A 25,263-nucleotide genomic window follows, 5' to 3' on the forward strand; every position below is an offset into this window, starting at 1 on the left:
CGGCCGGTGAGACGTGGTTCGCACTACAGGCTCACCGGCCGGAATTTTTCTGGATCAGCTGTCTCCTCTTCGTTGAATAAGTAGTTGGGTAAGTGCCAGCACGCACAGGATTGCCGTACTTGGCTCCGGTACGGCGGCGGATGTGGCCGAGAGTGGCGCGACTACGCCAAAATTCGTTTTCCAGTCAGTCAAGTCCCCAACGAAAGGCTCTCGTTGCCACTTCAAAAAGTCAGCACCGTCTACATCGCTGTCGAGGTCAAAATCGCCAGCGAGGCCGGGCGCCACTACCTCGAGCGCCACGCTTTTAGACCCGTAAATCAAATCAAAGCTCAAATCATTCGAGAGGGTCGGAAACTCAACACTGTCAAATGCGCCTACCACTCCCATGTCGCAAGAAATGATGGTGAACAACGCACCGACAGACGGAAGATAGTTGCTCTCCAACTCGACGATCAGAGAGCCCCGCAGGACGGCAAAGGACGAGACGTCCAAAAATCCATATTCTCCCGCTGCTGGGCCTGCCAATGTTACAGCAAGGGTTCCATTGACCGCTTGCGTATAAGCCCCCTGCGGCAAAATCGCTGGTGATCCGCTCCCCACCCACATCGATCCAGTCGATTCGATTGAAATCCGCCCCGTGACATCGACCCAGTTGGTTCGCAATTCAGCTTCATCTGCATCGCCGTCACTATAGACCCGCAACACTCCGCCCTGGTCAACCTTGACCCTGCCTCCTCCGTCGATGGAAAGAGTATCGACAATGCGTACTTCCGCCGTATTGACGACCGGTAGCGAGGGCATGGACGCGGGCAGCAGTGCATGGTGGAGATTGGCACTGTAGAGAACAGATCCACCCAGATTGGTCGTCGACAAGTCCGCCCCGGCCAAATTGGTACCGGTAAGCTTGGCCTGCGTCAGGTCAACGTCCTGCAAATTTGTGCCACTCAGATCGTTTCCACTCAAGTTTACTAAACGCACATCTCTCGCAGAACGGAGCTGGCTATCGTTAATCGATTGCGACCGCGCAGTGTTCCGTAAATCGGCACCTAATAGATTTGTGTCCGTCAGAATAGCGCTCGACAGGTTAGCATTTAGGAGTCGAGCACTCGTAAGATTGAGGCCGTTTAAGTCGAATCCGCTCAAGTCATTGTCGCCGAGATTCACACCTATGATACTCGCTGCCGACCGAAGCTGGCTCTCGCTGATCGCCTCTGACCGGTTCAAGTTTCGAAGGTCGGCGTTGGGAAGCCGAGCGTTGGCGAATTGAGTCGACGCTAGATTCGCGTTGGCAAGTTTGGTTGCAATTAGACTGGCGTGTTGCAGGTCGAGACCACTGAGGTCAGAGCCACTGAGGTCGTTACCTGACAGCGTGATCCCTTGGATGTTTGCTGCGGATCGTAGTTGGTCGGCGGTGATCGCCTGCGCTAAGTTCGAGTTCCTGAAATCCGTGTTGTTAAGATTGGCGCCGGTAAAATCTGTGTTGGTTACGTTCGTACTTATAAACTTGGCTAGCTCCAGATTTAATCCTCGCAAGTTATCCGAGCCGGCTTCATTGGCGCTTAAATTCACTGCTCGAACATCCGCTGCGGACTGAAGCTGCTGATCGGTGATGGCGCCAGAAAAGTTGGGATTACGCAGGTCGGCATTGTAGAGACTTGCCCCGGAGAAGTTTGTATTCCTTATGTTGGCGTTGTGCATGCTGACATTCTTTAGATTTGCCCCGCTCAGGTTTGCATTCGTCAAGTAGCCCTCCGATAGATCTGCGTTTTGGAAGTTGATGCCACTGAGGTTGTAGCCACTGAGATCGTTGGCACTGAGATTAACGCCCGTGACATCAGACGCAGCTTGCAGTTGGTAGGCGACGATCGCTTCACCCCGATCCGCATTGCGCAGATCAGCACCCTTCAGGATGGTGTCGGTCATGTCAGCGGGGTAATAGCCAGAAAGTATCGCGTCGGACAGATTTGCCTGTGTGAAATCTGCTTGGGTAAGATTCGCATTGATGAAATCGGCGCCGCGGAAATTTGCGCTCACCGCCGTCGCTAAGAACATGGAGGTACTGCCAAATATGGCGTCCTCCGCGTTTACATTGTCAAGCTTAGCCCTGCTCAGGCCGGCGGCGGTTAACCTCGCATTGGTCAGACGAGCAGAACCAAGGTTCGCGTAGGTCAGGTCCGCCTGTGACATGTCCGCGCCGGTCAGATCCGTATTACTTAGGTTCGTAACCGACAGATTGGATTGAATCATTTCGGCGCCGCTCAGATTCTCACCTTGCAGATTCCACGCCTGCATGTTATTTCCGCTGAGATTTACTTCACGTATATCACTGGCAGTTATAAGTTCCACGTTATTAATACCCGAGTCGCGAAGATCCGCATTGTAGAAAATTACGCCAGAAAAATCGGCGTCGTTGTAGATGAGCACGTCTCGCATGTCTGTATTGGTCAAATCGGCATCGCGGAAAATGGTGCCATTGATTCGCGAGCCTTGCAGGTTCGCACCTAGTAGATCCGCGCCTCTGAAATTGGCCCTGGAAAGAGCTGCGTGCGCGAGATTCGCGTACCGCATGTTGGAGAACAAAAAGTACGTCTCGACCAGCCTTGCAGATTCGAGGTCTACAGCGTAAAGGTATTGAGAATTGTGCAGGTGATCTGAGTGGTCTTCCCCGCTATGATCGCCGTACGCTTCCAGGTCGTCCTCCGCGGCCGCCATCGATACGAAAGTGCCGGCTAAAGCCACGCAGAGAATGGGCGCTAGCCTCCGTATTAATGCACAGATCAGACGCAGGCGTGACAAAATTCCGATCATCGCATCAGTGGAACAGGTCGTAGTTTTCATCAGATTCACCCCGAGGTATGTCCGCGGTAGAATAAAAATGCCTTCGCCCCCCGCGCGCGGACCGTGCGAGGGTGCATCCGGCACCGGCCGGTGAGGTGTGGTTGGCGCTATAGGCTCACCGGCCGGAGTTTTTCTGGTTCGTTACTTGGTAGTTAGCAGTAGTTCAATCGGAAAGTTCTTTCTCTTCGATTCCGATCAGTGTTGCCGTCTCATTTCGTAAGCGGAGCAGCGTTGAATCATCCGGTTTATTTTCTTCCATCCACCCGATAGCTTGGTTGTACCAGTTGCGGGCTTCTCCTTTCTGATCCAATCGCCAATAAGCCATGGCTAGGAAGAACCCGTCGCATGCATCGGCACCCTTACGAAGCTCGACTGCTCTGTCCAAGGACTTGACTGCTGTGTCCATCTCGCCCGCGCGAAATTGTGCGACGCCCAACGTCTTCCAATAATCCGGTACTTCCGGTTCCCCATCTGTAGCCAACTGGGCGAATTGAATTCCTTCGCCTGATTCACGATATGGAGAATACCGGTCGGTGGCACACCACCACGCCAAATGGTTCGCGTGACGACCGCCAGGCGCGAGTTCAATTGCTCTCCTCAGCATCCGCAGTGAACGCTGAGGATGTCTCAGCATTGTGAGCTCGGCATATGCTGCCATATGGAAAGCCTCAGCTAACATTCTGGGCGCGAGGACATCACGTAAATCTTCGACTGCAGTGGCATCTCCCTTGGCTTCTGCTATTTCGATAAGTTCAACAACTGCTCTTCCTGAATATCGAGGAGGATAGGCTGCATGAGAGTCGCGAAAGTGAGCAAGCGACTTTTGGAAGCAAGTTTCTGCTTCATCAAGATTGTCGTCGTCTCGAAATGCCAAGCCGAGGTAAAACCAACTCCATCCAGTCGTGACTGGCTCGTCGTCGTGAAGCTTCTTGCATCTATCGATGGCGTCGCGAGCCAGTTCCAGGGCCGCGTCCTTTTTCCTCAAGCCATTCTTTACAAGCGACAGATTGTAAATGAAACTGGACGCTTGTGTTGAGTTTTCGAGATTGAATTGATGAGCGATCTGTAGCGACTCTTCGGCTAATCGCTCCGCATCTTCAAGTCTCGATTGACTGAGATAGTTCAAGAGCAGCCAGAAACGAGCACCAAGTGCTCGGTCGTGTTCGCCGCACTCGTCATAGATTGCGAGAGCTCGCAGGTACATCTCTTCGATGTGATATTTATCATTCCAAGGTGACCTCCACAAGTTCTTCGCCAGTTCACGGACAGCGTCCGCGTACATAACATGTTTTTCACCGAAGACTTCGCGATTCAGTTGGAGCGAGCGGGTCAGATGGGGCTCCGCTTTGTCCGCCAGGTCCAGTTCGCGATATGTCGTGCCGAGAATCTGTCGTATTACCATTTCGACTTCAGGCTGTTTCACCAATTTGGCGGATTGACTGTCGAGACTGGCGGCGAATTCGTCAAGAAGATCTTCCACAGTGTAGTGGCGACCTTTGTTCCTGTCGGGGGCGGTCACGGACAGCATTTCTTTGAGCAAAGCGACTACAGCGGTTGCCCTGTCTGCTTCGGCAATTGCTTTTTTCGTTTCCTCGGCTGCTTTTTGTGCTTCGCTGTCTGCACGTAGGGTTTGTTTCTCTGCGGCTGCTTCGGCAATCACAGCGCGGTCGCGCTCCTGGGTTGCACGAATGGCTTGCCATGTTGCCACCCCCGTGCCCGCCAAGAGAGCGGTAGCAATAACTGCCATCGTTGCGATGGCCGCTTTATTCCGTCTGACAAACTTTTGGAAATTGTACGCCGCCGACGGCGGACAGGCTTCGACCGCGTCCCCATTGAGGTAATGCTGCACGTCCTCGGCGAATTTGCTGGCCGTTTCGTACCGCCGAGTGCGGTCCTTCTCCAGCGCCTTCATCACGATCCAGTCGAGCTCGCCATGGACCAAGGCGCTGAGCTGCTTCGGCTCGATATGGCGGTTGGCCGCGATTGACGGGAGCGATTCGCTGGTGCTCAATCGCGTGCTAGGCCTGGGAGGTTCCTCCTCTCGGATAATACGGAGAAGCTCATCAAAGGCAGCGCTTCGGAGTCGCTGGCGGTCGAACGGGGTTTCACCGGAGAGCAATTCGTACAACACCACACCCAAGGAATAAATGTCGCTACGGGTGTCGACATCCCATTGATTGAGCCGCGCCTGCTCGGGGCTCATGTATTCGATTGTCCCAAGAACCTGGCCGAACTCGGTAAACATCGTCTTTTCCGTAAGTCGATGCTCGACCGCCTTAGCAACTCCAAAGTCGATGACTTTGGGCACAGGCTGGTCGTCGTAGTGGGCCACGAGCACATTAGACGGCTTGATGTCGCGGTGAATAATCCCTTTTTGATGGGCGTGCTGCACGGCCTGACACACCGGCAGAAACAATTCCAGCCGCTCACGCGGGGTAAGGTGATGCTGATCGCAATACTCGGTGATCGGAATACCCTTCACCAGTTCCATTACAAAATATGGTCGGCCGGTGTCGGTCGTTCCGGCATCGAGCACCTTGGCAATGTTGGGATGATCCATCATCGCCAGCGCCTGCCGCTCCGCTTCAAACCTGGCGATCACTTGTCGTGTGTCCATACCAGGCTTGATGATTTTGAGTGCTACTCGGCGCTCGATCGGCTCGGACTGCTCGGCCATGTAGACCACGCCCATGCCCCCTTCGCCGATCTGCTGCAGGAGCTTGTAGTGGCCAATCGTGTCCCCTGATTGTTCGGTGATTGGTTGGGCGATTGTAGCGGAGAGGTTTAACCCCGGGGCAGGAGCTTCGAGGAAACTGCCTAATTCCTGCTGGGCACTCAAAAGACGTTCGACGCGAGAACGTAGTTGGGCGTCGTCACCACAGACTTCTTCCAGATAGTCCGCTCTCTCGTCGCCGGTCTTTTCGAGGGCAACTAAGTAAATATCGTCGATTCTTGGTCTTTCCAGAGGCATCTTTGTTTCCTGAACGAGTGTCCTTAGATCAGTGGCGAGTATTTTCGCTATAACGCCTCACACTCTCAGAATTTTTTCAGTCTTTTTTACGGTCCTCTAACTCGCAGAAAAGGAAAACCTTCGCGTAAGCCCAGTAACGGTCAGCAGTTGAGCGGGAAATGCCCATAGCCTCCGCTGCCTCAGATAATGTCATTCCGGCGAAGTACCGTAGCTTCACCAGCTCGGACTTCTCCGATGATTCGGCTTCCAATTTTGAGATCGCCTCATCCACAATCAGGATGTCTTCAGAGCACTTGTCTTCGATTGAACATGCTTCATCTAGCTCGATTCGCTTGAATTCACCACCGTGTACGAGACGGCGTTTCCTTCGCGCGTTATCAATTAGGATGCGCCGCATCGCCTCGGCCGCTGCTCCGAAGAAGTGGCCCCGACTGTTCCATTGCTGCGCCTTCTCTACATCGACGAGTCGGAGATACGCATCATGCACCAAGGCGGTCGCTTGCAGTGTCTGGCCGGGTTTCTCGTGAGCCAGTTTCGCAGCGGCCAGTTTGCGCAACTCTTCGTAGACCAGCGGCAAGAGCTGGTCGGCAGCAGAAGGATCGCCCGCCTCAATTTGTGACAAGATCTGGGTAACGTCGGCCATAAGGCCGATTATAGCAGCCCCAAATTCTGATCACAGTCGCTGTATAAGTTACGTCGTGTTCGCCTAAAACGACAAGGTTGCAACGAAATCTTCTTGCTATTGAAAGAAGTAGCCGATTTGGATCTCGGCTGGCTCTGCGTATTGGCAGGATTCGAGTACCTAGCTGAAACGTGCAGAGCAGCAGTATGCCTCGCCAAACGATCGGTTAGAATAGGAAGTCCATTGAACAATAGTCACCTTTCGCTCCGCGAATGTAGCGCTGCTTTCGCGGAGCGAAAGGTGACTAACTATGAAACTTTCAACCGCGAAGATATGTAGTGCGAATGGTTGGTCTGCCCAAATTTCTGAATAACCTCGCAGTTCAGTGCGGCCTAGTTGCATTCGCACTTGCGGTATTTCCCTTCATCTCTCTCGCGGCCGAAGAAGATCCAATTCTCGAGGACTTCGCTACGGAGAGCGAACAGAGTTCCGAACCAGAGACCAAAAAACCGGCAATTGAAAAAGAGAAAAAGCCACCCCTGGAGATCGGTCCTCTGGCGCCACGGCTTGGTCAAGAAGTTGGCGAGTTGGCCGAGGATGGCCCCGTGCTCTTAGTCAAGCCGGGTCATTGGGGTTCGACGGCCCAGTCGATGAAAGCCAACTACGCCGACTTCGTTGGCAGTCTCACGATAGAAACGGTAGACGCATCCCGGCGCCCCGTTGCCCTGGAACATACCCATTTCGGATTGCAAACAACTCGGTCGATTGCACTGGCCAAGGGGCGAGCCAAGCAGGTGGAAGCCGATCTTTTCATCCCCCAACAGACAACCGGCGACTACTTGTCAGCAAAGCTGACAGATGTGGATTCTGGTGCCGAGGCCTATCGCACGCAGCTCAAGCTCGTTCGCTTGCCTGCCTACCAATACACAATCGTGGTCCTAGCCAAGGAGCCCGATCAATATGCTTTCTTGAAGGTCTCAAATACCGTTCGCGCACCCTGGGAAGAGGACTACGAGCAGTCCTCCGCCCCGCATTATCAAGTCGCCCTGGTGAATGCGACTAAAACCATTCCCCTCGCGGAGAATCCGCTCACCTGGACCAACATCGCCTACGTGCTCTGGGACGAGGTGGATCCGTCGCGGCTCACCGCCGAGCAGCAATTGGCACTCGTCGATTGGATCCATTGGGGTGGCAGATTGATCATCAATGGCCCTGATTCGCTGGCCAGCTTGAGAGGCAGTTTTCTCGCTCCCCATCTGCCTGCTGAAGACACAGGTCCACGCAAAGTCACGAATAAGCAACTTGATTCTTGGTCCACCTACTGGGGAAAACGATCACAAGGCGCGGACATCCCTCCTCTCGCCCCCCTCAAGCCGCTCTCAGCCATTGAGCTCAAGCCCCACGAGAAATCAGCAGAACTTGCTGGCGGTGCCAATCTGTTTATCGAGCGAACTGTCGGCAACGGCAGCATCGTGGTCTCGGCCGTGCAACTTGCCGACCGCGATCTTATCAACTGGCCCGGCTTCGATGGATTCTTAAATAGCGGATTACTCCGCCGCCCGGGCCGTGTATTTTCGGAAGGTCCTTACGGTGGCCTCAATGCCAATTGGAATGAATTTCCTCAGAAGCGACTCGATGCCCACTTCACCACTCCACTGAGGCTATTCGCCCGTGATGCGTTGGCCAGCGCAAACACCGAGATATCAAACTCCACCACATCGGATCAATTTGGGCAGATGCAAGAGTACTCACAGCTTAAGGTGGATCGCCCCGGGGGCCTCGGTGCTTGGGACGACTTCTCTCCCGTAGCTGAGACAGCTCGCGAATGGCTCCTGCTTGCAGCCGGGGTAAAGGTCCCCGGTGCAGGATTTGTTCTGGCATGCCTGGGGGTTTACCTGTTAGTGCTCGTGCCGCTCAATTGGCTGGTCTTTCATGTCATCGAGCGGGTGGAATGGGCTTGGTTCGCAGTTCCGTTAATCGCATTGCTAGGCACCTGGGCCGTGGTGAAGCAAGCACAGTTAGACATTGGCTTCGTCCGCTCTCAAACCGAAGTCGCCTTGCTTGAACTGCATGGCAACTACCCTCAGGGTATCCTCACCCGCTTCACGGCGTTCTACTCGTCTCTTTCTACCACCTACGACGTCACGTTTCCCGAAGATTCCACGGCGCTGGCCCTGCCATTTCCGGCTAACAACTCGGATCAAACCGAATGGCAATACTCCGTCAGTTTTGAACGTAAGTCAGAAACGCAGCTCAATGGTTTGGCCGTCTCCTCGGCGTCAACCAATCTGATACATAGCGAGCAAGTGTTCAAGCTCGATGGACCTCTTCGATTCGGCGAATCCTCTCGTGGCCAACGCCAACTCGAAAATCGCTCGCAACTCAGCCTGCGGGATGCGGTGCTAGTGCGTCGCTTTTTCGACAGCAAGAACCGAGTTCGCTACGATGGTGCCTGGCTCGGTGATATGCGCGCCGGTGAATCGGCGTTGCTCGCGTTTGTCCCCTTGGATATTTCGCAGGATCGACTCCCTTTTGAGTCCGAGCGGATTACAGCTGCCAAACTGCGTGGGGAAGCTTCGCAGAGTGTCGACACGTTGGTGCAGCTTGCATTCCAATTCCCGTCGGGGGATGATCCAATGGCTAGCCGTCGTGAGGAATACCGCCTGGTGGGAATTATCGACGGGGCACTCCCAGGAATGGAGGTCGAACCGGCCGCCTCGCAACTCCAGGGGGCTACCGTTGTCGTCGCCCACTTGGCATTTGGTGAACTTCCCACTCCCCAACCCGATGCCAACAGCAGCGGCGACGTCATCACTGCGCAACCCATCGACGAAGAGTTATGATTGAAATTCGCAATTTCCGCAAAGAATATGGCGACTTCGTCGCGGTGGCCGATCTCAGTTTGAGTATCCCAGCCGGCGAGATGTTCGGCTTCATCGGCCCGAACGGGGCCGGCAAAAGTACCACCATTCGGTTCCTGGCCACCTTGCTCAAAGCCACTCACGGCGAGGCAACCGTCAACGGCCATAGTGTCACCCGCGATCCAATCGCAGTGCGCCGCAGCATTGGCTACATGCCCGATAACTTTGGCGTCTACGATGGTATGAAGGTTTGGGAGTTTTTGGATTTCTTCGCTGTGGCGTATCAGGTTCCTATGGCCCGTCGCAAACAAGTTCTTTCCGACGTGCTGGAATTATTGGACCTTACTCACAAACGCGACGACTATGTCAACAGTCTCTCGCGCGGGATGAAGCAACGACTCTGTCTGGCTAAGACGCTGGTGCACGATCCACCCGTATTGATTCTCGACGAACCTGCCAGCGGCCTTGATCCCCGAGCCAGGTTGGAAGTGAAGGCCCTCTTGAAAGAACTTCGCAAGATGGGCAAGACCATTCTGATCTCCAGCCACATCCTCACGGAGCTCGCCGATTGCTGCACTTCGATCGGCATCATCGAGCGCGGCCAACTCTTGCTGCACGGCCCCATCGACAAGGTCTATCGCAAGATCACCAGCAACCGTCACATCGTTGTCCGCTTCACCGGCAACCCTGATGAGGGAGTGAGTCTCATTCGTAGTGATCCCCACGTACAAAACATCGAAGTCAACACCCGTAGTTGCGCCGTAGAAATGAAAGGCACCGACGCCGACGTCCAACGCCTAATCCGCCAACTCGCCGCCGCCAACTGCGGCTTGATCTCCTTCGCCGAAAAAGAACCCACCCTCGAAGACGTGTTCATGCTCGTCACGAAGGGGTTGGTAACCTAAGTTGAGCCGCAACCCACAGGGGAGCGCTTTCCCGTTGGACGCGATGCGCCCGCCGAGTGAAGCTCGGTAGAGCGGAGCGATCACGACGAACCACCTACTCAGACTCCCCAGCAAGAGTCTTCTTGATTGTAGAAGATTTCCACCCAATCCGATGAGCGACCACTTCTATTGCCTTAGCGTCTGTTTCAAATGGCGCCGTGTAGATCGTCCATGGTCCCGAGCCTGACTCGCGATATCCAACGCTGGCCCCTTCGGTCGGACAATCAATAGTCACTTGGAAGGGACCTTGCACGGATTGAAAAATGCTGATCTCCGGTTGCGCCGTTGTCGACTGCTTGCCATTTGGCGGCCAGACGCGATTTTTCAAAACTTCCATCTCGGGGGTAGCTAATGGATCATCGATGTTTTTCTCCCATTGCTCCAAGGCTTCACGCATCTTCGCAAGTTGGGAGAAGTATCGAGGGTCACTCGCAAGATTGTGGATTTCATCTGGGTCAACGTCGGTATCATAGAGTTCTTCTAACGGCTTGGTCTTGGCAGTCCATTGCCATTGGTCTTCATTAAGTTCGTTATTATCAATGAGACGATAAATCTCACTCATGGTTGCCGCGCGATCTCGGTAAGGCAGCGGCTGCAAGTAGGGTAGATCAGCACGATAATTGCGTACGTACTGGAACTGCTTGTCACGTGCTGCCCTGATGGTTTCATGGCTCGTGTCATCCATCCGATCGCGGTGCATGAACACGTACTCCGGAGAAGGTGAGGCGTTTGGTCCTGTAAATACTCCACCAGACATGTAAGCGGGTTGATCCAAACCGGCCAAATCCATAACGGTTGGCGCCAGGTCGATAAAGCTCATCAGCCGATCGTCGGTGGTTCCTGCCTTGAACCCATCGGGAAAGCGCACAATCATCGGCACATGGGTCCCCGAGTCGTAAACCCAGCGTTTGTGTCGAGGTAACCCATCGCCATGGTCAGAAAAGAAGAAGACAATTGTCGAATCCGCCAGTCCTGCTTTTTTAAGTTCAGCGAGCTTCTTACCAACCCAAGCGTCGAGTTCGATGATGTTGTCGTAATATCGAGCGATGTCAGATCTCACGACCGGGGTGTCAGGCAGAAACTTGGGTACCGCTACTTTTGTCGGATCCGTTTTAGCGAGACTTCGTCGAGCGCCGTGGATGCCCGATTCATGGGTTACAGTATTGTTGAAAACTGCAAAGAAAGGCTGGCCGCTTGCGCGGTTGCGGTAATGTGCCTTAGGCGAAGATTCGTCCCAGGCAGTAACTGGTGCGACAAATTGATAATCTTCCTTGCTATTGTTCGTGCAGTAGTAACCTGCCATGCGAAGGTATTCGGTGAAGCATCGGACACCTGCGGGGGGAGTTGCTTCATACAAGCGGCGATTCTTCGCTTCTGTACGAAGAGAAGGGTCCTTGACCTCACCGAGAGCTGAGCTGCGAGACGTAGTGCGCATGTATTGCGCACCACTTTGCATGGGATAGAGGCCTGTGATCATCGTATGCCGACAAGGAGCACAAACCCCGGTAGCCGTAAAGGCGTGGGTGTAGCGGATTCCCTCGTGCGCCAAACGATCGATGTTGGGCGTTGGCACGGTATCGTCGCCGTAGCAACCCAACCGTGGAGACAAGTCTTCGCAGGAAAGCCATAAAATATTGGGACGACTTTGCTCTGCAGACCAAAGATCACCAGCTAGAAGTAACAGAATGAGAATGCTTGAGCTAATTCGCACGATATGTTTCTTACGTATGTGTCAGCTTACTTGATGACCGGGCAGAAGTAGTGAACGCAAACATTCCAATCACGGCAACAATCAGCAAGCCACTCGAACCCGGTTCGGGAACAGCTTTGGCAGAGGATAGAGAACCTTGCCCTCCATTGAATTGTCGTTGCCAGACGAGAAAGTCAGCAGCGTCGGTGTCTCCATCCCCGTCGGCATCTCCCAGCAGGTGGGTGGCTCCAGAGGAAGTTCCAAAACCGGCGTTCCAAGCATCCAGATCACCGGCATCCACATCGCCGTCCTCGTCGAAGTCGCCTGCCAAAGGATTCGCAACTTGCACCCAAGCCTCATACATAGCCAGCCCGACGTTGCGCCCCAAGTCGTGGTAATAAGAGATTGGCCGTGAAATTGCAAATTGATTCTCAAGCGTGACAGACATATCGGCGTTTAAACCGTAGACATTGTTCAGAGCATAGCCTGTCGACGTTCGGCTGCTTGGGCCAGTTCCAGAGGTTTCCTGCAGTAAATTCGGTTGCAGCGTGCGGAGGGCTTGCCACCAATCATTGCCTTCAGCCCCGCTGGTGATGTAGGCCCAGTCGTCGCGGTATTGGCCCGCTAGTCCAGGAAGGGGGCTTTCGGAACCTAGGCCATTGGGGCCGACGATCTCATAGTCCGGCACGGACGAATGGAAGTCGACGAACAAATCGAGCGAATTCCCGGGGGTCGCTGCAGCATCGTTACGCATCGCTTCGCCATTGAGTTTTTGCTCAGTGCGAAGCGGGCTGTCCCAGTCGTTACCGCTAATCGGACCCGGGCGCCAGTAGCTGTTCGAGTCGGTATCGGGGTGCTGCAACATGGAGCGTGTGAGACCCGCGGCGCGACCCGATGCATTCAAGGTCGGATAAAGAAAAAACTCAGCTTGGTCGCGGAGTGCGGACGCACGCGGGTCGTCCGAAATTAGCCAATCGACGAGTCCTTCAAAAGTATAGATCCCGAGCGTCTCGGAAGCGTGCTGCCCTGTAACGAACATGGCCTTTCGCTTTGGCGTTGCGGAGTCCGTGGCGGGATTCGTAATTCGGTAGGCAAATAGATCTCGAGCCAGTTGATCTTTGCCGATATCGTTGACTCCTGCCGGCGCCTGTCCGATGACCCCGTTGACGTTACCCGAAGCCGTCGGTTCAGCCCAAGGCGATGCGAGCACCTGCTGGGTATGCGTCACACTGTGATTGTAAGTGTAAGGCAACGCATAGGCGACATAGACCTCGTCCTGAGTGAATGGAGCGTTCAATCCGAACGTGTAGAGGTCGTTTGCCGGATTAGCGTTGGCCGTGCTGAGCGTATTATTTGCGTGGGGAAAGAATTGCCAATTCTCTCCATCATACGAGTAAACCATCTCGTGGTCGTAGAGCTCGTGGTCAGTTTCGATGCTGGTATCGTCACAGCATGGGCCGTCTCCGCCAAATTCTCCTTTCACCGAAAAAGTCAGATTCTGATTCTGAACGCCGCTGGCTTTGAAGTAAAGCCAACGCCAATGCCCATCCCCCAGTCTGAATGAACCTCCGGCATAAGAATCACGACCCACGATATTGACGGTATTGCCGGCAACCGTATAGCTATTGAGCGAGCCGGAATCGATATTGCCATCCAGTGTGATCATTGCCTTAGAGGAAGTAGTTGGTAGCACTATGCTGATTAAGATAAAAAAACAACGCAGTTTATTGCAGGTCATGGCAGGTAGAAAATCAAATCCAGGGTTGTCGATGCATGATTCGCTCAGGAAGGATTCATTGTAATCGACTCTGGCAAGGTTGGCGACTTATAAGCAGCGTTGCGATGAGATTTCTTCGCCTTGGTTCCTGCGATCTGTCTCATCTGTCTTGCAAGTTGCAATGGGTTCCGCATCAAAGGCATACCAACAACCGATCGGAACCTTGCTAGGCTCTTCGATAATGTCCCTCGGTTGCATTTTTCCCAGGGAATCAAGCAATTCTCCTTCAAAACCAAGCTGGTTTCACCTTGACTTCCTTGGCCGACATCTCTATTCTCCGCACCCCGCACGAAGTGCATTTTCTCTGCTAGCGATCCGGATGCGATGGCTCCAAATATAAGGAAGACCCTATGTTGCCGATCACTCGATTGTTTCTGTTTGCCACTATGATGCTCTCTTTGGTCCCCGCCGAAGCGAAAGCCCAAGCGTTTAGCGAAGACGAAACTTTGCGCCAAGCAAGTAATGTATTTCAACAGGTGATGGCTGCTCCCGGAAATGGCATTCCGAAGCAACTTCTTTCCGATGCGCAAGGCGTGGCAATAATTCCCCAGGTCAAGGGTGGTGCCTTTGTCATTGGAATTCGTATGGGCCGTGGTGTCTTTATCGGTCGCGGGGCAAATGGGCAATGGGAGATGCCCCGCTTCATTGATCTCACCGGTGGAAGCGTTGGTTGGCAGGCGGGCATCCAATCGACCGATGTGATCTTGGTTTTCCGCAGTCGAGAAAGTGTGGCGAATCTCTTGCAGGGAAAACTTACCGTCGGGGCTGATGCGTCCGTGGCCGCCGGTCCGGTGGGCCGCCAGGTTTCCGCAGGGACCGATTTGCCGATGAACGCAGAGATCTATAGCTATTCCCGCAGTCGAGGGGCGTTCCTGGGAGTGTCATTAGACGGGTCAGTAATCAAGCAAGATGCGCAAGCCGATGCAGCCTACTATCAACAGGCTGCCGCTGCGGGACAGCAGCCGGTGCTTGCGAGCCAACTCGTTACTCAAATCGCGCAATACGCAGGTGGTGCTCCCACACAGATGCAGCCGCAACCGAACCCAAATCAGTTTGCCGCTCCTACGAACCCGCTCTCTGAGTCATGGCAGCGGCTCGATGGTATCCTAACTCCTGAGTGGAAACAGTATCTCGCCATTCCTACGGCCAACGAATTCAACAACGCCGAGGCCTATCGGGAAGCACTCATCTATACTCAGGCACGGTACGAAACCATCGCCTCCAATCCGCAATACGCCCAGTTGTCGGCACGGCCAGAATTTCAGGCCGCCTATGGCCTGTTGCGTCATGCGGTGAGTTCCCAAATAGCTGCGCCGGAAGGTCAATTGGTCTTGCCACCTCCACCGATGCAAGGCGGCACTCCCAACCCCAACGAGATTCGCTGATCTAGATTCGCACGACTTTCAGAGACGTTTGTTCTTTGCGACATTTAGCCGAGCGATCGGCGGACAGACAGTCATTCCCGCGCAGGCGGAAATCCAGAACTTTAGCACTGCTAATTGGATCCCTGCCTGCGCAGGGATGACGGTAAGTTTGGAATTTCACAACGTACCAAACTTCATTCACTGAGTCGATCAATCGGCGTCAGCGAGACCTTGCGAAATTCAACCTCGGACCCTTCGGCCTGAAGAGCGATCTGTCCCTTGTCGGCCGTGCAGTCGGTACCGTAGTTGACCAGGTCACCATTGACCCACACCTTGATCGAGTTGCCCACGGTTTCAATGACGAGCGTATTCCACTCGCCAGGTGGGTTTTCCGAGCCGTCGGTGAGATTCTTGATGCGGCGGGCCTTGTCACCGTCAACGCCCCATTTTGCTCTGGGTCCACGTCGGGCAATCATATCGGGCACATTGATGTCTTCCTTAATGCACCAAAAATCCCCCGCCTCCCCTGATTGCATCTGAACCTCAATTGATTGGGGAAACATTGCATAGAGGGCGCGAGGGACCGAAGCATGGACAAGCACCCCGCAGTTGCCAGGCTTGGCGGCGAACCGATATTGTACTTCAAGTCGGTAGTTCTCAAACTTGGCATCCGTGATGAGGTGGCCTCCCGGAGTTCCGAGGCTCACCAGCATTCCATCCCGCACAATGAACGGAGATCGGACATCTGAATTCTTATCGAGTTCAGGAACATCGGCATGCCAACCACTGAGGTCAGTGCCACTGAATAACTCTTGTCCTGCACCAGTATCCGCACCAATCAAAGGTGACTGGGTGCAAAGTATCGAGAGACAGCAGAGAGCAATAATGACCAGCCAAGTTGGCTGCGAACCGAGTCTGTGACTTCCAGATCGTTGATGGTGCGTTTTTTTGGGGTCGTCATTAGCCATAGTGATAAACTTTCTATTCTTATGGGTCCACATATGTATTGGATTTAGACAATCAGTATTAAGCATCTCATACATGCTCACCAGTACCAACGTTCCTAGAGAAAAGTGTTGGATTATTCTGATCTAGCTGAGTCCAATTGTGCATTTCCTCGAAAGAGTTGCAAAGCCTGATCGAAGATTCTCAAGGAAGTGAATCTCACTTTGATCAAAGGTTAAAGGCTTCTTGCGGTGCGCATCTGGCCCAAGGTAAGATGTCAGGAAGTCTCAGGCAATCGTTTACTCCCAATCGGTGAGTTCCCATGTCTGTCGAAAATCCAATGAGTTGTGAGCCGAGCGAGGGAATCCGACAGCGTTCTACTCATGTAAAATCACTGCTGCGGGTGTTCGTCATTACAGTTCCGTTGTACACTGCTGGAATCGCTTCGCTCGAGTATCTCCTCGCTCCACGTGGTATTACGCTTGGCGTGGGTGTGATCTTCATTTGGGTATCTGCTACCATCCTGTGGATAATCGCTGAATTGATTTCCAAAGGGTCGCTTCGCTTTGGAATGCGATCAATACTCGTAGCCACCACTGTTGTAGCTATCCTATGCTTTTTGGCTGTGCAATATGTGCGACCATACACGACCCAGCGTCAGGCGATGGAGATACTTAAGAAGACCGGCGTCAGGTATGAATCGCAAGTACGAGCACCGATATGGCTGCAGAGGCTGGTAGGTCCGCAGAATTGTCAGGTCGTAACTGCCGTCCAAGGCCACCAGCAAAGTCGTCTCGAAGATAATCTCATGGAGAATATCTCCGGATCGCCGCACCTGTACGAGCTATTCATCGGCAACTCACTAATCACCGACAAAGGTCTGCGACATATAAAAGGAATGAACAACCTATTGGCACTCGACCTTCCCAGCGGTCCCGAGGTAAGCAACGCCTGCATGGCCCACTTGGCTGCGATGAAACAGCTCAATTGGATCGATGCGAGCGATGTGCCTGTCAAGGATGAAGGCTTAGCGTACTTGTCGAAGCTTACGCAGATTGAGCAGATTGAACTCAACCGGTCCCAAATCAAGGATGCAGGGCTGATTCACTTGAAGCCACTCACTAACCTCCGCCGACTTGTTCTAGATAACAATGACATTTCGGATGCGGGCTTGAAACATATTCAACCGCTGACCAATCTAATTATGTTGTCTCTTGAAGATACGCAGATTACCGACGACGGGCTCAAGTATTTGCAAGCTCTCGACAAGTTGCAATATCTGCGGCTCAGCGGCACTAGGATTACCGATGCTGGCCTGGAGATTTTGATGAAAATGAAGAGCCTTAGAGTATTGGAACTGGAAGATACGTCAGTCACGCTCTACGGCTTGCAGAAATTGCGAGCGGTGCTGAATAAATGCATTACGACCCACGATGAGTTGCCCCGGAACGCGAGGATCCGCCAGTATCAGTTTTTTGGCTACCAGATGTATCGCGACCGAACAGCGAAGATGAAAGATAATCCGTTCGAGTTCTAGAGCTACGACGTTGAGTTCCAAGCGATCGTTCTTGAAGGAACAAAGAGAAATATCAGCCCTCACATCTATCTTGCGCGCATCACGCCCTTTAATCCAACACTCATCTCAGGTGGACGAACTCCCTCGTAGCCAAACCAAATGAAACAATGGTATCATCAAACGCTTCAACCAGATCGATCACAAACGGCATCTTACTTGGAGACTACCAAGCCATGTTTCGTTATTCACAACATAGAGAACTTATGCCTTCCGCCAACCAATTCAATAGGTCACTCATTGTGTTCGGCGGGTTATTGTTGCTCAGTTGTTTAAGCACACGCTCGGGAGCGGAACCAATTGACGCCGACTATCTCTTGGTCGATGGGACGATTATGGACGGCTCGGGCGAAGCCAGCCATGTCGGCAGTGTAGCCATTCGTGGTGACCGAATCGTTGCCGTGGGCGAGTTTGAAGTGGGCACAGTGGGAAAGACAATTTCCTGCGAGGGCATGATCATCGCCCCCGGTTTTATCGATCTACACAATCACAGCGATTCTTCGATCGAGATCAAGGACGAGCGAACGGGAGAGGAAAAGAACTCACGCCCGATCTTTGCCGATGCCACCCAGCATGCCGAGTGTTATCTCACCCAGGGATGCACGACGCTTGTAACGGGTAATTGTGGCGGGGGTGCTTTGCCAGTCGGTGAATTCTACGATTCACTCTCCGAGGTCGCGCCCGGAATCAATGTGGCCCATCTCTTGCCGCAAGGTGCCCTGCGTGAGCAGGTGATTGGCCTGACACGTCGCGCTCCGACAGACGAAGAACTGCAAGAAATGAAGAAACTGGCGAGCCAGGCCATGCAGGAGGGTGCCTGGGGGATGACGACCGGCCTGCAATACGTACCCAGCTCGTTTGCCGATAGCGACGAGCTAGCGGCCATCGCGAGTGTCGTCGGACAGCATGGAGGTTTTTACGCAAGTCACATCCGAGATGAGGGCGATCTCTTGCTCGAATCCATCGAAGAAGCACTAGAAATTGGCCGCAGCGGAAATCTTCCCGTGCACATCTCCCACCTTAAGTCCAGCAAACGACCCAATTGGGGAAAAGTTCACGCTGCAGCGGCTTTGGTTGAACGAGCCAGGTCAGCAGGCATGCACGTGACAGCAGACCAATATCCCTACGAAGCCAGTAGCACGTCGATCACGGCAATGCTCTTGCCCGACGTTGAACGCGAAGGGGGAACTGAGGCACTACTGCAGCGGCTCAACGATACCGAACAACTTCCACGCCTGCAGAAGCTCATCGAAGAATCGATCGCAGCGCGGGGTGCGATCATGATCGCCCGTTGCCCGAAACATCCCACCTGGGTCGGCAAGATGATTCGTGAAGTCGCAAAGGAGGAAAACCGCGAGCCGGTGGACGTCGCACTAGACATTCTGCGTTCAGGGGAAGAGCAGGGGGTAAGCTTCAGCATGTCCCCTGAAGATGTCCGCTATGTGATGACCCTTCCCTGGGTCGCGACGGCTTCGGACGGAGGGGTCAAAGTGGACGATGGCACGCGGCCCCACCCAAGATCGTTTGGCACATTCCCCCGTAAGATCGGACTTTTCGCAATCGAAGAGAAAGTAATCTCACCCGAAACGGCAATCCGTAGCGCAAGTGGTCTTCCCGCCGACATCCTCAACCTCCCTGAGCGAGGTTACTTGAAGCCCAACTATTTTGCCGACGTGGTAGTGTTTGACCCTCAAACCTTCCGAGACCACGCCACCTACCAGGCACCTTTTGAGATGTCCAGCGGAGTCCGCTGGCTATTTGTCAATGGAAAGACGGCCATCAATGAGGGGAGCTTAGGTGACACCAACGCAGGAAGACCTCTCCGGAAGAAGGCACCTGCTGAGGCCCAATGATGGACTCCCGATTGTCCTGACCGATATCTGGCCAGCTCAGTTTAGAATCGTCCTGGCGACCAAAAGCTCAAATGGGAAAAAGACGTAGCTCAGCATTATTACTGAGCTACGTCTCTCTTTCCACTGAGAACGTGTCGTCTCATTAAGCTGCTTCGTAAGCACCAACAACTTGTACGGGTTCGCTCGGCACGGGAACAACTTCCCTTTCGAAGGAGCGAGCCTCTGACCCAACTGCCACAATATGGAGCAGGGCTGGACTAGCTAACGCGGCCACGAAGGCATCCAAAGATGCATTGTGAATCGTACGGTACCAGGCGAACATGCCCCCTACGGCGCAAATCGCGAGCAGACTGCCTGCCACGGCTAATCTCTTATTTGAATTTGCAGCGAGCAAATAGCTAAGAAAGACGCCCAGCAGCAAGCCTAAATAGATACGCACTCCATAATAGTCTATATTACCCGATAGGATTTCTTCATAGTGGCTGAAGAGGGGCCTGTCGGTTGCAAAAGCTATCCCGCATAGGAGTGCGGCGATAGCCGACCCGTAGAGGGCACTGAGGCGGACAGCGTTTCCGAATTTACTAGTGTGTAGAGCTTTCATGCTAATCTACTTTCATATTCCTTGGTTTAACTGAACGGTAGCCGCAACGAATCCAATACGGCTTGGAATCGATTGACAAACTGCGGACATGGATTTAGCTGACAGATCCGGTGCCACGATACGGATGGACCGATCCTGGTTTTGCCAGCATTTCAAAGTCGGCGTGCAAATAACGGAGAAGCGCACCAGAGTCAGCATTCGCACTGCGAAGATCTCTCTAGCCACGTTCCCTCAAAGCAAGATAACCAGCTAACTAATGAGCAGTTTCGTCTGACTCGTCGGTTTACTGATCGATTTCTTTTGGCGAAGCCGAACAAGTCGGCAATTTTTGGAAGCGTACATTTCTCGGTTCACTTTACTTTTTTGCTTAATACACGACTGCATGCAACCGTGTGGAGGTGGGTAAGTTTTAGGTGGGTAGTGGTGCATGGCTTGCGGAATCAATTCCAAGAACAAGCAACGCAGGTGGGAAGATGCTTTCAAATACTCTGCCGACTAACGGCAGAAAATTTTCCATCTTGTGTAATCTGTAGAAAGCAAATGGCGTGCCGTAGTAAGCAAAGCCTTCTTCTCAGGGAGTTCGTCACGAAAAGATGCTACTACGACGAACAACAAAGAGCGAACCATTGGCAAAGAGTGCTTAAAATTGTGGCAAGCTAGCTTGGAATGCTCGAACAGACCTCAAGTTCCCGAATCAAAGCGGAGCGCCGGTTCTTATCTAAGGAGCAGCCCACAATGAATTTCCCTATTTCGATAGCAGGAATTGTTCGCCTGGTCTCGGAATCTATGGGAGCTTCACGGGCATTGAAGGAACAGAAGGAAACAAAGACATCAGAGATAGATCACTCTGTTCCCTTTGTCTCCTCTCTTCGTAAGACCTCCCAAATAAATCCATTATCTTCATAAGCATCTGAAAAAACTCATGACGTGATCGGCGCTGCGTTTGAGGTTCCCAGCAAGGCATCTAGCCGCAAATAATAATCATGGAACAGGAATTGGCGGAACCAACAGAGATTTGTAAAGACTGATCTTCCAACCTACTTTTTATTATCTCCGTTGACTCTCTTTCCTCCTGTTCAAACCACCCCAGGAGAACCACAAAAGGCCGAAGTTATTTTTGAGCTGTTCCTAACAACCTACCACCTACCACCCACCACCAGCCAATCACCACCAGCCACCCAATCATCCCACTCGGCTCTGGCACCGGGTTCGAAGACGCGCCGAGCGGAGCGACTCCACCATAGTGGTCTTGCCAATCGGTCAGATTCCCAGCGCTCGGGTTGCGCTGCCAAGCTAAAAAGTCACGGCCATCGACGTCGCCATCGAAATCAAAATCACCAGGGCCAGCTAGTTTGGCCAGCGGAAGCTCTGCAAAGAATTCGCCGATGTAGCGCAGATGCTCAAGATGGGCGTCACCATCGGCACCCAGTGCTCCCCAAAGTCGAAAGTTGCCGCTTTGCGCTGAGCGATAGAAGTCGAGTGTGCCTAATCCACTTTCGTTGATCGCTGAAGCCGACACCCCCAGATGCTGCAGCAATTCATCACCAGTTTCCATCGTACTTTCATAGGTATAGGTCGGCACCTGTGAATGGCTGAAGAGAAAAGTCTTGCTACCAGCCTGCGCCAGACTCGCAAGGGTCTTGTAGTTGACCATTTGAGAATCAAGCGGAGTACCATCGCCTGCGGTCGAGGCATACAGCGAGTCGGCGGCCAGCAAGGCATCGATTTCATTACGATAGGTGGCACTCTTGAGAATCTCGCGGACTGCACCGTAACCGGCGCTGAACGACGAAACACCTAACTGATCCCAAGCCAGCGTACTGGAAAAATCTCGTTGCGACCGCACCTTCGCCAGCGCTTCATTCAAGATCGACCCAAACAGTGCACTGTTAGAAAAAGGCCCTGAGTAAGCACTCGACAACCCACTATAATTCACCGTCAGCACGATTGAGTTCAAGTTGGCGTAGAGGGCGTTGTTCCAAACCGTTTGGGGATCCCCATGAAAATGAACCAGTAAGTCGGCTACGTCACCAGGACGCTGTTGGTAAGTGCTGGGAATGAACAGCTTCCAAGCAGAATTACTCAAAGTGTATTGTCGCCCAGCAGCTACCGGAAGCTGCGCAGCCGCATCCCCACCGCACAGCGGCAACACAATCACTGCAAATAGGAGCGTCCAAAGATTTCGCATAGTGGGTCGCTTGTTAATCGAATCCGAGCCCAGTCAATGGGAAAGTCAAACTTCTGCAGCACCAATTATAACTCAAACTGAAAAGAGATGAATAATTTACCACAGAGCACACGGAGAACACCGAGGAATTCAGGCATGTAGTCGAAGCAAGTAGAAAGCATTCATGATTCTCTCAAGTGTCACTTTCATTCCTCACCTCTCTGTCCTCCGCGACCTCTGTGGTTCAATTCTTTTCACATTCAGTTGTAACATCTGCTTGGGACATTGCAGAGGACGAAACCAACACGGCCCGCATTGTCCCATTGTAGCACCATTCTCCAAGTGGCAATTCTCCTTTTCCCTTACGCCTAGACAAGCCATCTATCCTTCCCCAGCTGCCGTGCTACGCACGGAAAGTCTCCCCCTTCCTCAAACCTCATCACTTCTTCCCTCCCTGTCCCCCGTCCTCTTACCCCCACTCAAAAAAAAACAGGCCGGCAACTCTTGCGAGTTACCGGCCTGGCGGGTTGCAATGCCGCAGCCAAGTGTATTTGGCGAGTGGGGCTGGCAGCCGATCCTAATAGTCTGGACCGTCGATTCCCAGTCGTGTTTTGAGTACTTCGAATTGTTCGATGAACTCTTCGTTGGTCGAATGGACGTGTTCTGCTTCGGTAATGAATTGCATCTCTTCGCGGCAATTGAGTCCCGCGTCGATCAATGCCCCTTCGTAGGGAGTCAGTTGTTTGCCGTAGACGATCAACAGCTTGTGCTCGTCGAATTGCACTTCCTGTGGCGTCGAGGGATTAAGCACCGCGATCCCCGTGCAACCGTCGTTCGTGAGCAGGTCTTCAAATTCCCAGAGGATGCTCTGCAAGATAGGCATATCGATGTGCTCTCGATACATGTCCTGCATGCCAGTCTTGGGATACTGATGGCTGCTTTCCAGTACCACGTCTACGGCTGGCCCCAATGGATCCAACAGTTCCATGAAGGTCTCGAACACCCGCTCTCGCGAGACGGCTGCCATGACGACCGGCACATCCTGCTTTGAAGTCTCGTCGCGGTAGGTATCGTGACGGAAACCTGCCGAGGGGACCACGTCCAAACCATAGGAGGGTCGCACCGCATCGGTAAGCTGGAAGCTGCCGTAGCGACTGACTCCCAAATGAGCCTCAAGTTCGGACTCGTTGAGCAACTCGAAGCTGCTGGTGCTTTGGGTGCCAAGTTCCTCATGGAACACATTACGGAAGAATTTTTTTAGGAAGCCCATCGGCGAACTCATTACTGGGTTGAGCAAACTAGTGTGATAAATCTTGGGGAGTTGCCGGCAGTATTTGCAGGGTGGACAAGCTGGTCAAAATGCTCGTTCGTCTGCTGCTAAAATCTACGTTATGTCTTGGAGGCAGGTTTCGTCATAATCGACAGAACCTACAGCCTATCCGTCGTCCGATCCGTGCCCGGCGGCACTCGTCGTGCGAATAGCAAAAGGTAGCTCAACACCATTTCACACCCTGGGAAAAAACCATCACTGCAGAAGACTTTTTCAGCAAAATGCAGAGCCTGCGTTGTGTCCTACGAAATCTTCGCGCTAACCCTACCAGCACGTTGAAAAACAGAAACGCAGCTAGAATTAAGCGGTGCGTTGAGGCCACACTACCGCCTGCGGTTTAGCGGTCTTCACCCGGCAAACACCGCACCAGTGACGAGATCGCCATTGAGGTGCCGTATTGCTGGTGGTAATCGTAGAGGATGTAGTCCCACCAGCTGCCGTCGCTTTCCTGCAAAGGAAGCAAAACATGCGCAAGCTGACCCTGGTAGAAAGGTTGTGCCTCGGCAGGAAGCTGCTCGATGCACATCGAGGCATAGTAGTGGCCGTAATAATAGAAATAACCTGCCACACCAAAATCCGCATAATGTGGCGATTGGCCCGGGTAATTGCGCTTGCGACTCATGTTGAGCCAGCCATTACGAGCAAACAGCCGGTTAAGCCACGTCTCCAGCACCTCGTCCGTGACCAGCTTGTCGCCATACAACCGCAAGGCAAGGTTGCAGACCTGCGAGCGACCTAGACTGCCACCCGGACGATTGATGTCCATCCGGGGCACATACTTAAGATACTCACCATAGGCGTAGGCAAAGTCGGGATAGCGCTGCCGTATGATCGAGGCAATCGCAGGCGTGGTCACCTTCTCTGGCACTTCGATACCGAATTCCTGGGCCTGCTTCAGGGCAATCAACACAGTGGCTGTTGTGAAGCTGATGGAACTCCCCGTGGGAGTCGCGAGTTTGGCACGACGTGGCTGGACAGGATTACCGTACTTGTCCGAGAAGGGATCGTCGTAATAGCCCCAACCCCCATTGATAAATTCATCTTTCTCGAGCCGCTTGACCTGGAATGCAACTAACTCCTTCAGCTTAGACTGCAAGTCACTATTCCCAGCAGACCTTTCGTGCAAAGCGATTCCAGCTTGAATGGCATAGGCATGGCCCCACACATTGTAGAGGGCATAACCCATGTAATCGTCGTATTGATCGGGTGCGCTGCGGCGAAGATTGCTCCCATGTTCCAACAACCATGCTTGGCTAAGGTCTAGGGATTGCTCAATGCGCTCTCGCAGTTCGCCATCGAAGAGGTCGCGTGCATCTAACAGGGCCATGATTGCCAATGAGGTCGTGGCCGTGCGATAGGCGTTGTGCGCCCCTGGCACTGGTGACCAAATGCGATAGTACTTGCCGTTTTCCGAGCGTCCCCAGGCCCCTTGCTTTAATTGCGTCTTGAGCAGGAATTCAACTCCCCGTTCGATCGACTGCTTGATTTCGTCAGGGCTGGGGGGTGTGACGGGCGCCGGCTTGGGGCCTTCGACGGAGAGTGGATACGTCGCCTTTCCCTTAGCACTGGTCTTGGCAGGAACTGCCGATTCGGCCAGCAAGGCTCCCGAAGTCGACAGAGAACTCCCCAGGACGAGGAACAACTTGCAGGCAAGTGTCAGTTTATTACTATGAGATCTCATGCCTGGGATTGCCACTCTATCAACTACTGACCATTCATACTGGAGA

The 25,263-nt window shown here is 53.2% G+C and carries 15 protein-coding genes; 5 read left to right on the top strand and 10 right to left on the bottom strand.

What is annotated here, in order from left to right; all coding sequences use genetic code 11:
* Positions 1-54: 54 nt before the first annotated feature.
* The 3 genes from Pla144_RS19345 to Pla144_RS19355 all read right to left on the bottom strand — a co-directional run bounded on the left by Pla144_RS19345 (position 55) and on the right by Pla144_RS19355 (position 6,452).
* Entirely contained in the window at positions 55-2,838 is a 2,784-nt protein-coding gene (locus Pla144_RS19345) for a pentapeptide repeat-containing protein (protein WP_146452364.1), read from the bottom strand.
* A gap of 163 nt (positions 2,839-3,001) precedes the next feature.
* On the bottom strand, positions 3,002-5,809 hold the full coding sequence (locus Pla144_RS19350; RefSeq protein ID WP_146452365.1) for a serine/threonine-protein kinase: 2,808 nt from the start codon (positions 5,807-5,809) through the stop codon (positions 3,002-3,004).
* A 76-nt stretch (positions 5,810-5,885) separates the two neighbouring features.
* Positions 5,886-6,452: an ECF-type sigma factor gene (locus Pla144_RS19355; RefSeq protein WP_146452366.1), complete on the bottom strand. Its 567-nt coding sequence runs from the start codon at positions 6,450-6,452 to the stop codon at positions 5,886-5,888.
* Positions 6,453-6,775: 323 nt separating this feature from the next.
* On the opposite strand from Pla144_RS19355, the gene Pla144_RS19360 reads away from it, so the two are divergent.
* Entirely contained in the window at positions 6,776-9,274 is a 2,499-nt protein-coding gene (locus Pla144_RS19360) for a hypothetical protein (RefSeq protein WP_146452367.1), read from the top strand.
* Positions 9,271-10,197 (top strand): ABC transporter ATP-binding protein, encoded by a 927-nt coding sequence (locus tag Pla144_RS19365; protein WP_146452368.1) that lies wholly within the window; start codon positions 9,271-9,273, stop codon positions 10,195-10,197. The genes Pla144_RS19360 and Pla144_RS19365 overlap by 4 nt, the downstream gene beginning before the upstream one ends.
* 94 nt (positions 10,198-10,291) lie before the next feature.
* Here Pla144_RS19365 and Pla144_RS19370 read toward each other — a convergent pair whose 3' ends face one another.
* Entirely contained in the window at positions 10,292-11,947 is a 1,656-nt protein-coding gene (locus tag Pla144_RS19370; protein WP_197530834.1) for a sulfatase family protein, read from the bottom strand.
* Positions 11,948-11,957: 10 nt separating this feature from the next.
* Positions 11,958-13,664 (bottom strand): M14 family zinc carboxypeptidase, encoded by a 1,707-nt coding sequence (locus Pla144_RS19375; protein WP_146452370.1) that lies wholly within the window; start codon positions 13,662-13,664, stop codon positions 11,958-11,960.
* A 389-nt stretch (positions 13,665-14,053) separates the two neighbouring features.
* Between Pla144_RS19375 and Pla144_RS19380 the strand changes: the two genes are divergently transcribed.
* Positions 14,054-15,088 (top strand): lipid-binding SYLF domain-containing protein, encoded by a 1,035-nt coding sequence (locus Pla144_RS19380; RefSeq protein ID WP_146452371.1) that lies wholly within the window; start codon positions 14,054-14,056, stop codon positions 15,086-15,088.
* A 173-nt stretch (positions 15,089-15,261) separates the two neighbouring features.
* On the opposite strand, the gene Pla144_RS19385 is transcribed toward Pla144_RS19380, so the two are convergent.
* Positions 15,262-16,035 (bottom strand): 3-keto-disaccharide hydrolase, encoded by a 774-nt coding sequence (locus Pla144_RS19385; protein ID WP_146452372.1) that lies wholly within the window; start codon positions 16,033-16,035, stop codon positions 15,262-15,264.
* A 299-nt stretch (positions 16,036-16,334) separates the two neighbouring features.
* Between Pla144_RS19385 and Pla144_RS19390 the strand changes: the two genes are divergently transcribed.
* Both Pla144_RS19390 and Pla144_RS19395 read left to right on the top strand, forming a co-directional pair.
* On the top strand, positions 16,335-17,549 hold the full coding sequence (locus tag Pla144_RS19390; protein ID WP_146452373.1) for a hypothetical protein: 1,215 nt from the start codon (positions 16,335-16,337) through the stop codon (positions 17,547-17,549).
* A 212-nt stretch (positions 17,550-17,761) separates the two neighbouring features.
* Positions 17,762-19,438: an N-acyl-D-amino-acid deacylase family protein gene (locus Pla144_RS19395; protein ID WP_197530835.1), complete on the top strand. Its 1,677-nt coding sequence runs from the start codon at positions 17,762-17,764 to the stop codon at positions 19,436-19,438.
* A gap of 142 nt (positions 19,439-19,580) precedes the next feature.
* Here Pla144_RS19395 and Pla144_RS19400 read toward each other — a convergent pair whose 3' ends face one another.
* The 4 genes from Pla144_RS19400 to Pla144_RS19415 form a co-directional block, all read right to left on the bottom strand.
* On the bottom strand, positions 19,581-20,039 hold the full coding sequence (locus Pla144_RS19400; RefSeq protein ID WP_146452374.1) for a hypothetical protein: 459 nt from the start codon (positions 20,037-20,039) through the stop codon (positions 19,581-19,583).
* Positions 20,040-21,150: 1,111 nt separating this feature from the next.
* Positions 21,151-22,227: a hypothetical protein gene (locus tag Pla144_RS19405; protein WP_146452375.1), complete on the bottom strand. Its 1,077-nt coding sequence runs from the start codon at positions 22,225-22,227 to the stop codon at positions 21,151-21,153.
* A 556-nt stretch (positions 22,228-22,783) separates the two neighbouring features.
* The gene (locus Pla144_RS19410; protein WP_146452376.1) at positions 22,784-23,476 is read right to left on the bottom strand and encodes a hypothetical protein; all 693 of its coding nucleotides are present in this window, start codon (positions 23,474-23,476) and stop codon (positions 22,784-22,786) included.
* A gap of 397 nt (positions 23,477-23,873) precedes the next feature.
* Positions 23,874-25,217: a hypothetical protein gene (locus Pla144_RS19415; protein ID WP_146452377.1), complete on the bottom strand. Its 1,344-nt coding sequence runs from the start codon at positions 25,215-25,217 to the stop codon at positions 23,874-23,876.
* Between the last annotated feature and the right edge of the window lie 46 nt (positions 25,218-25,263).

Source organism: Bythopirellula polymerisocia, from assembly GCF_007860015.1.
Lineage (GTDB): Bacteria > Planctomycetota > Planctomycetia > Pirellulales > Lacipirellulaceae > Bythopirellula > Bythopirellula polymerisocia.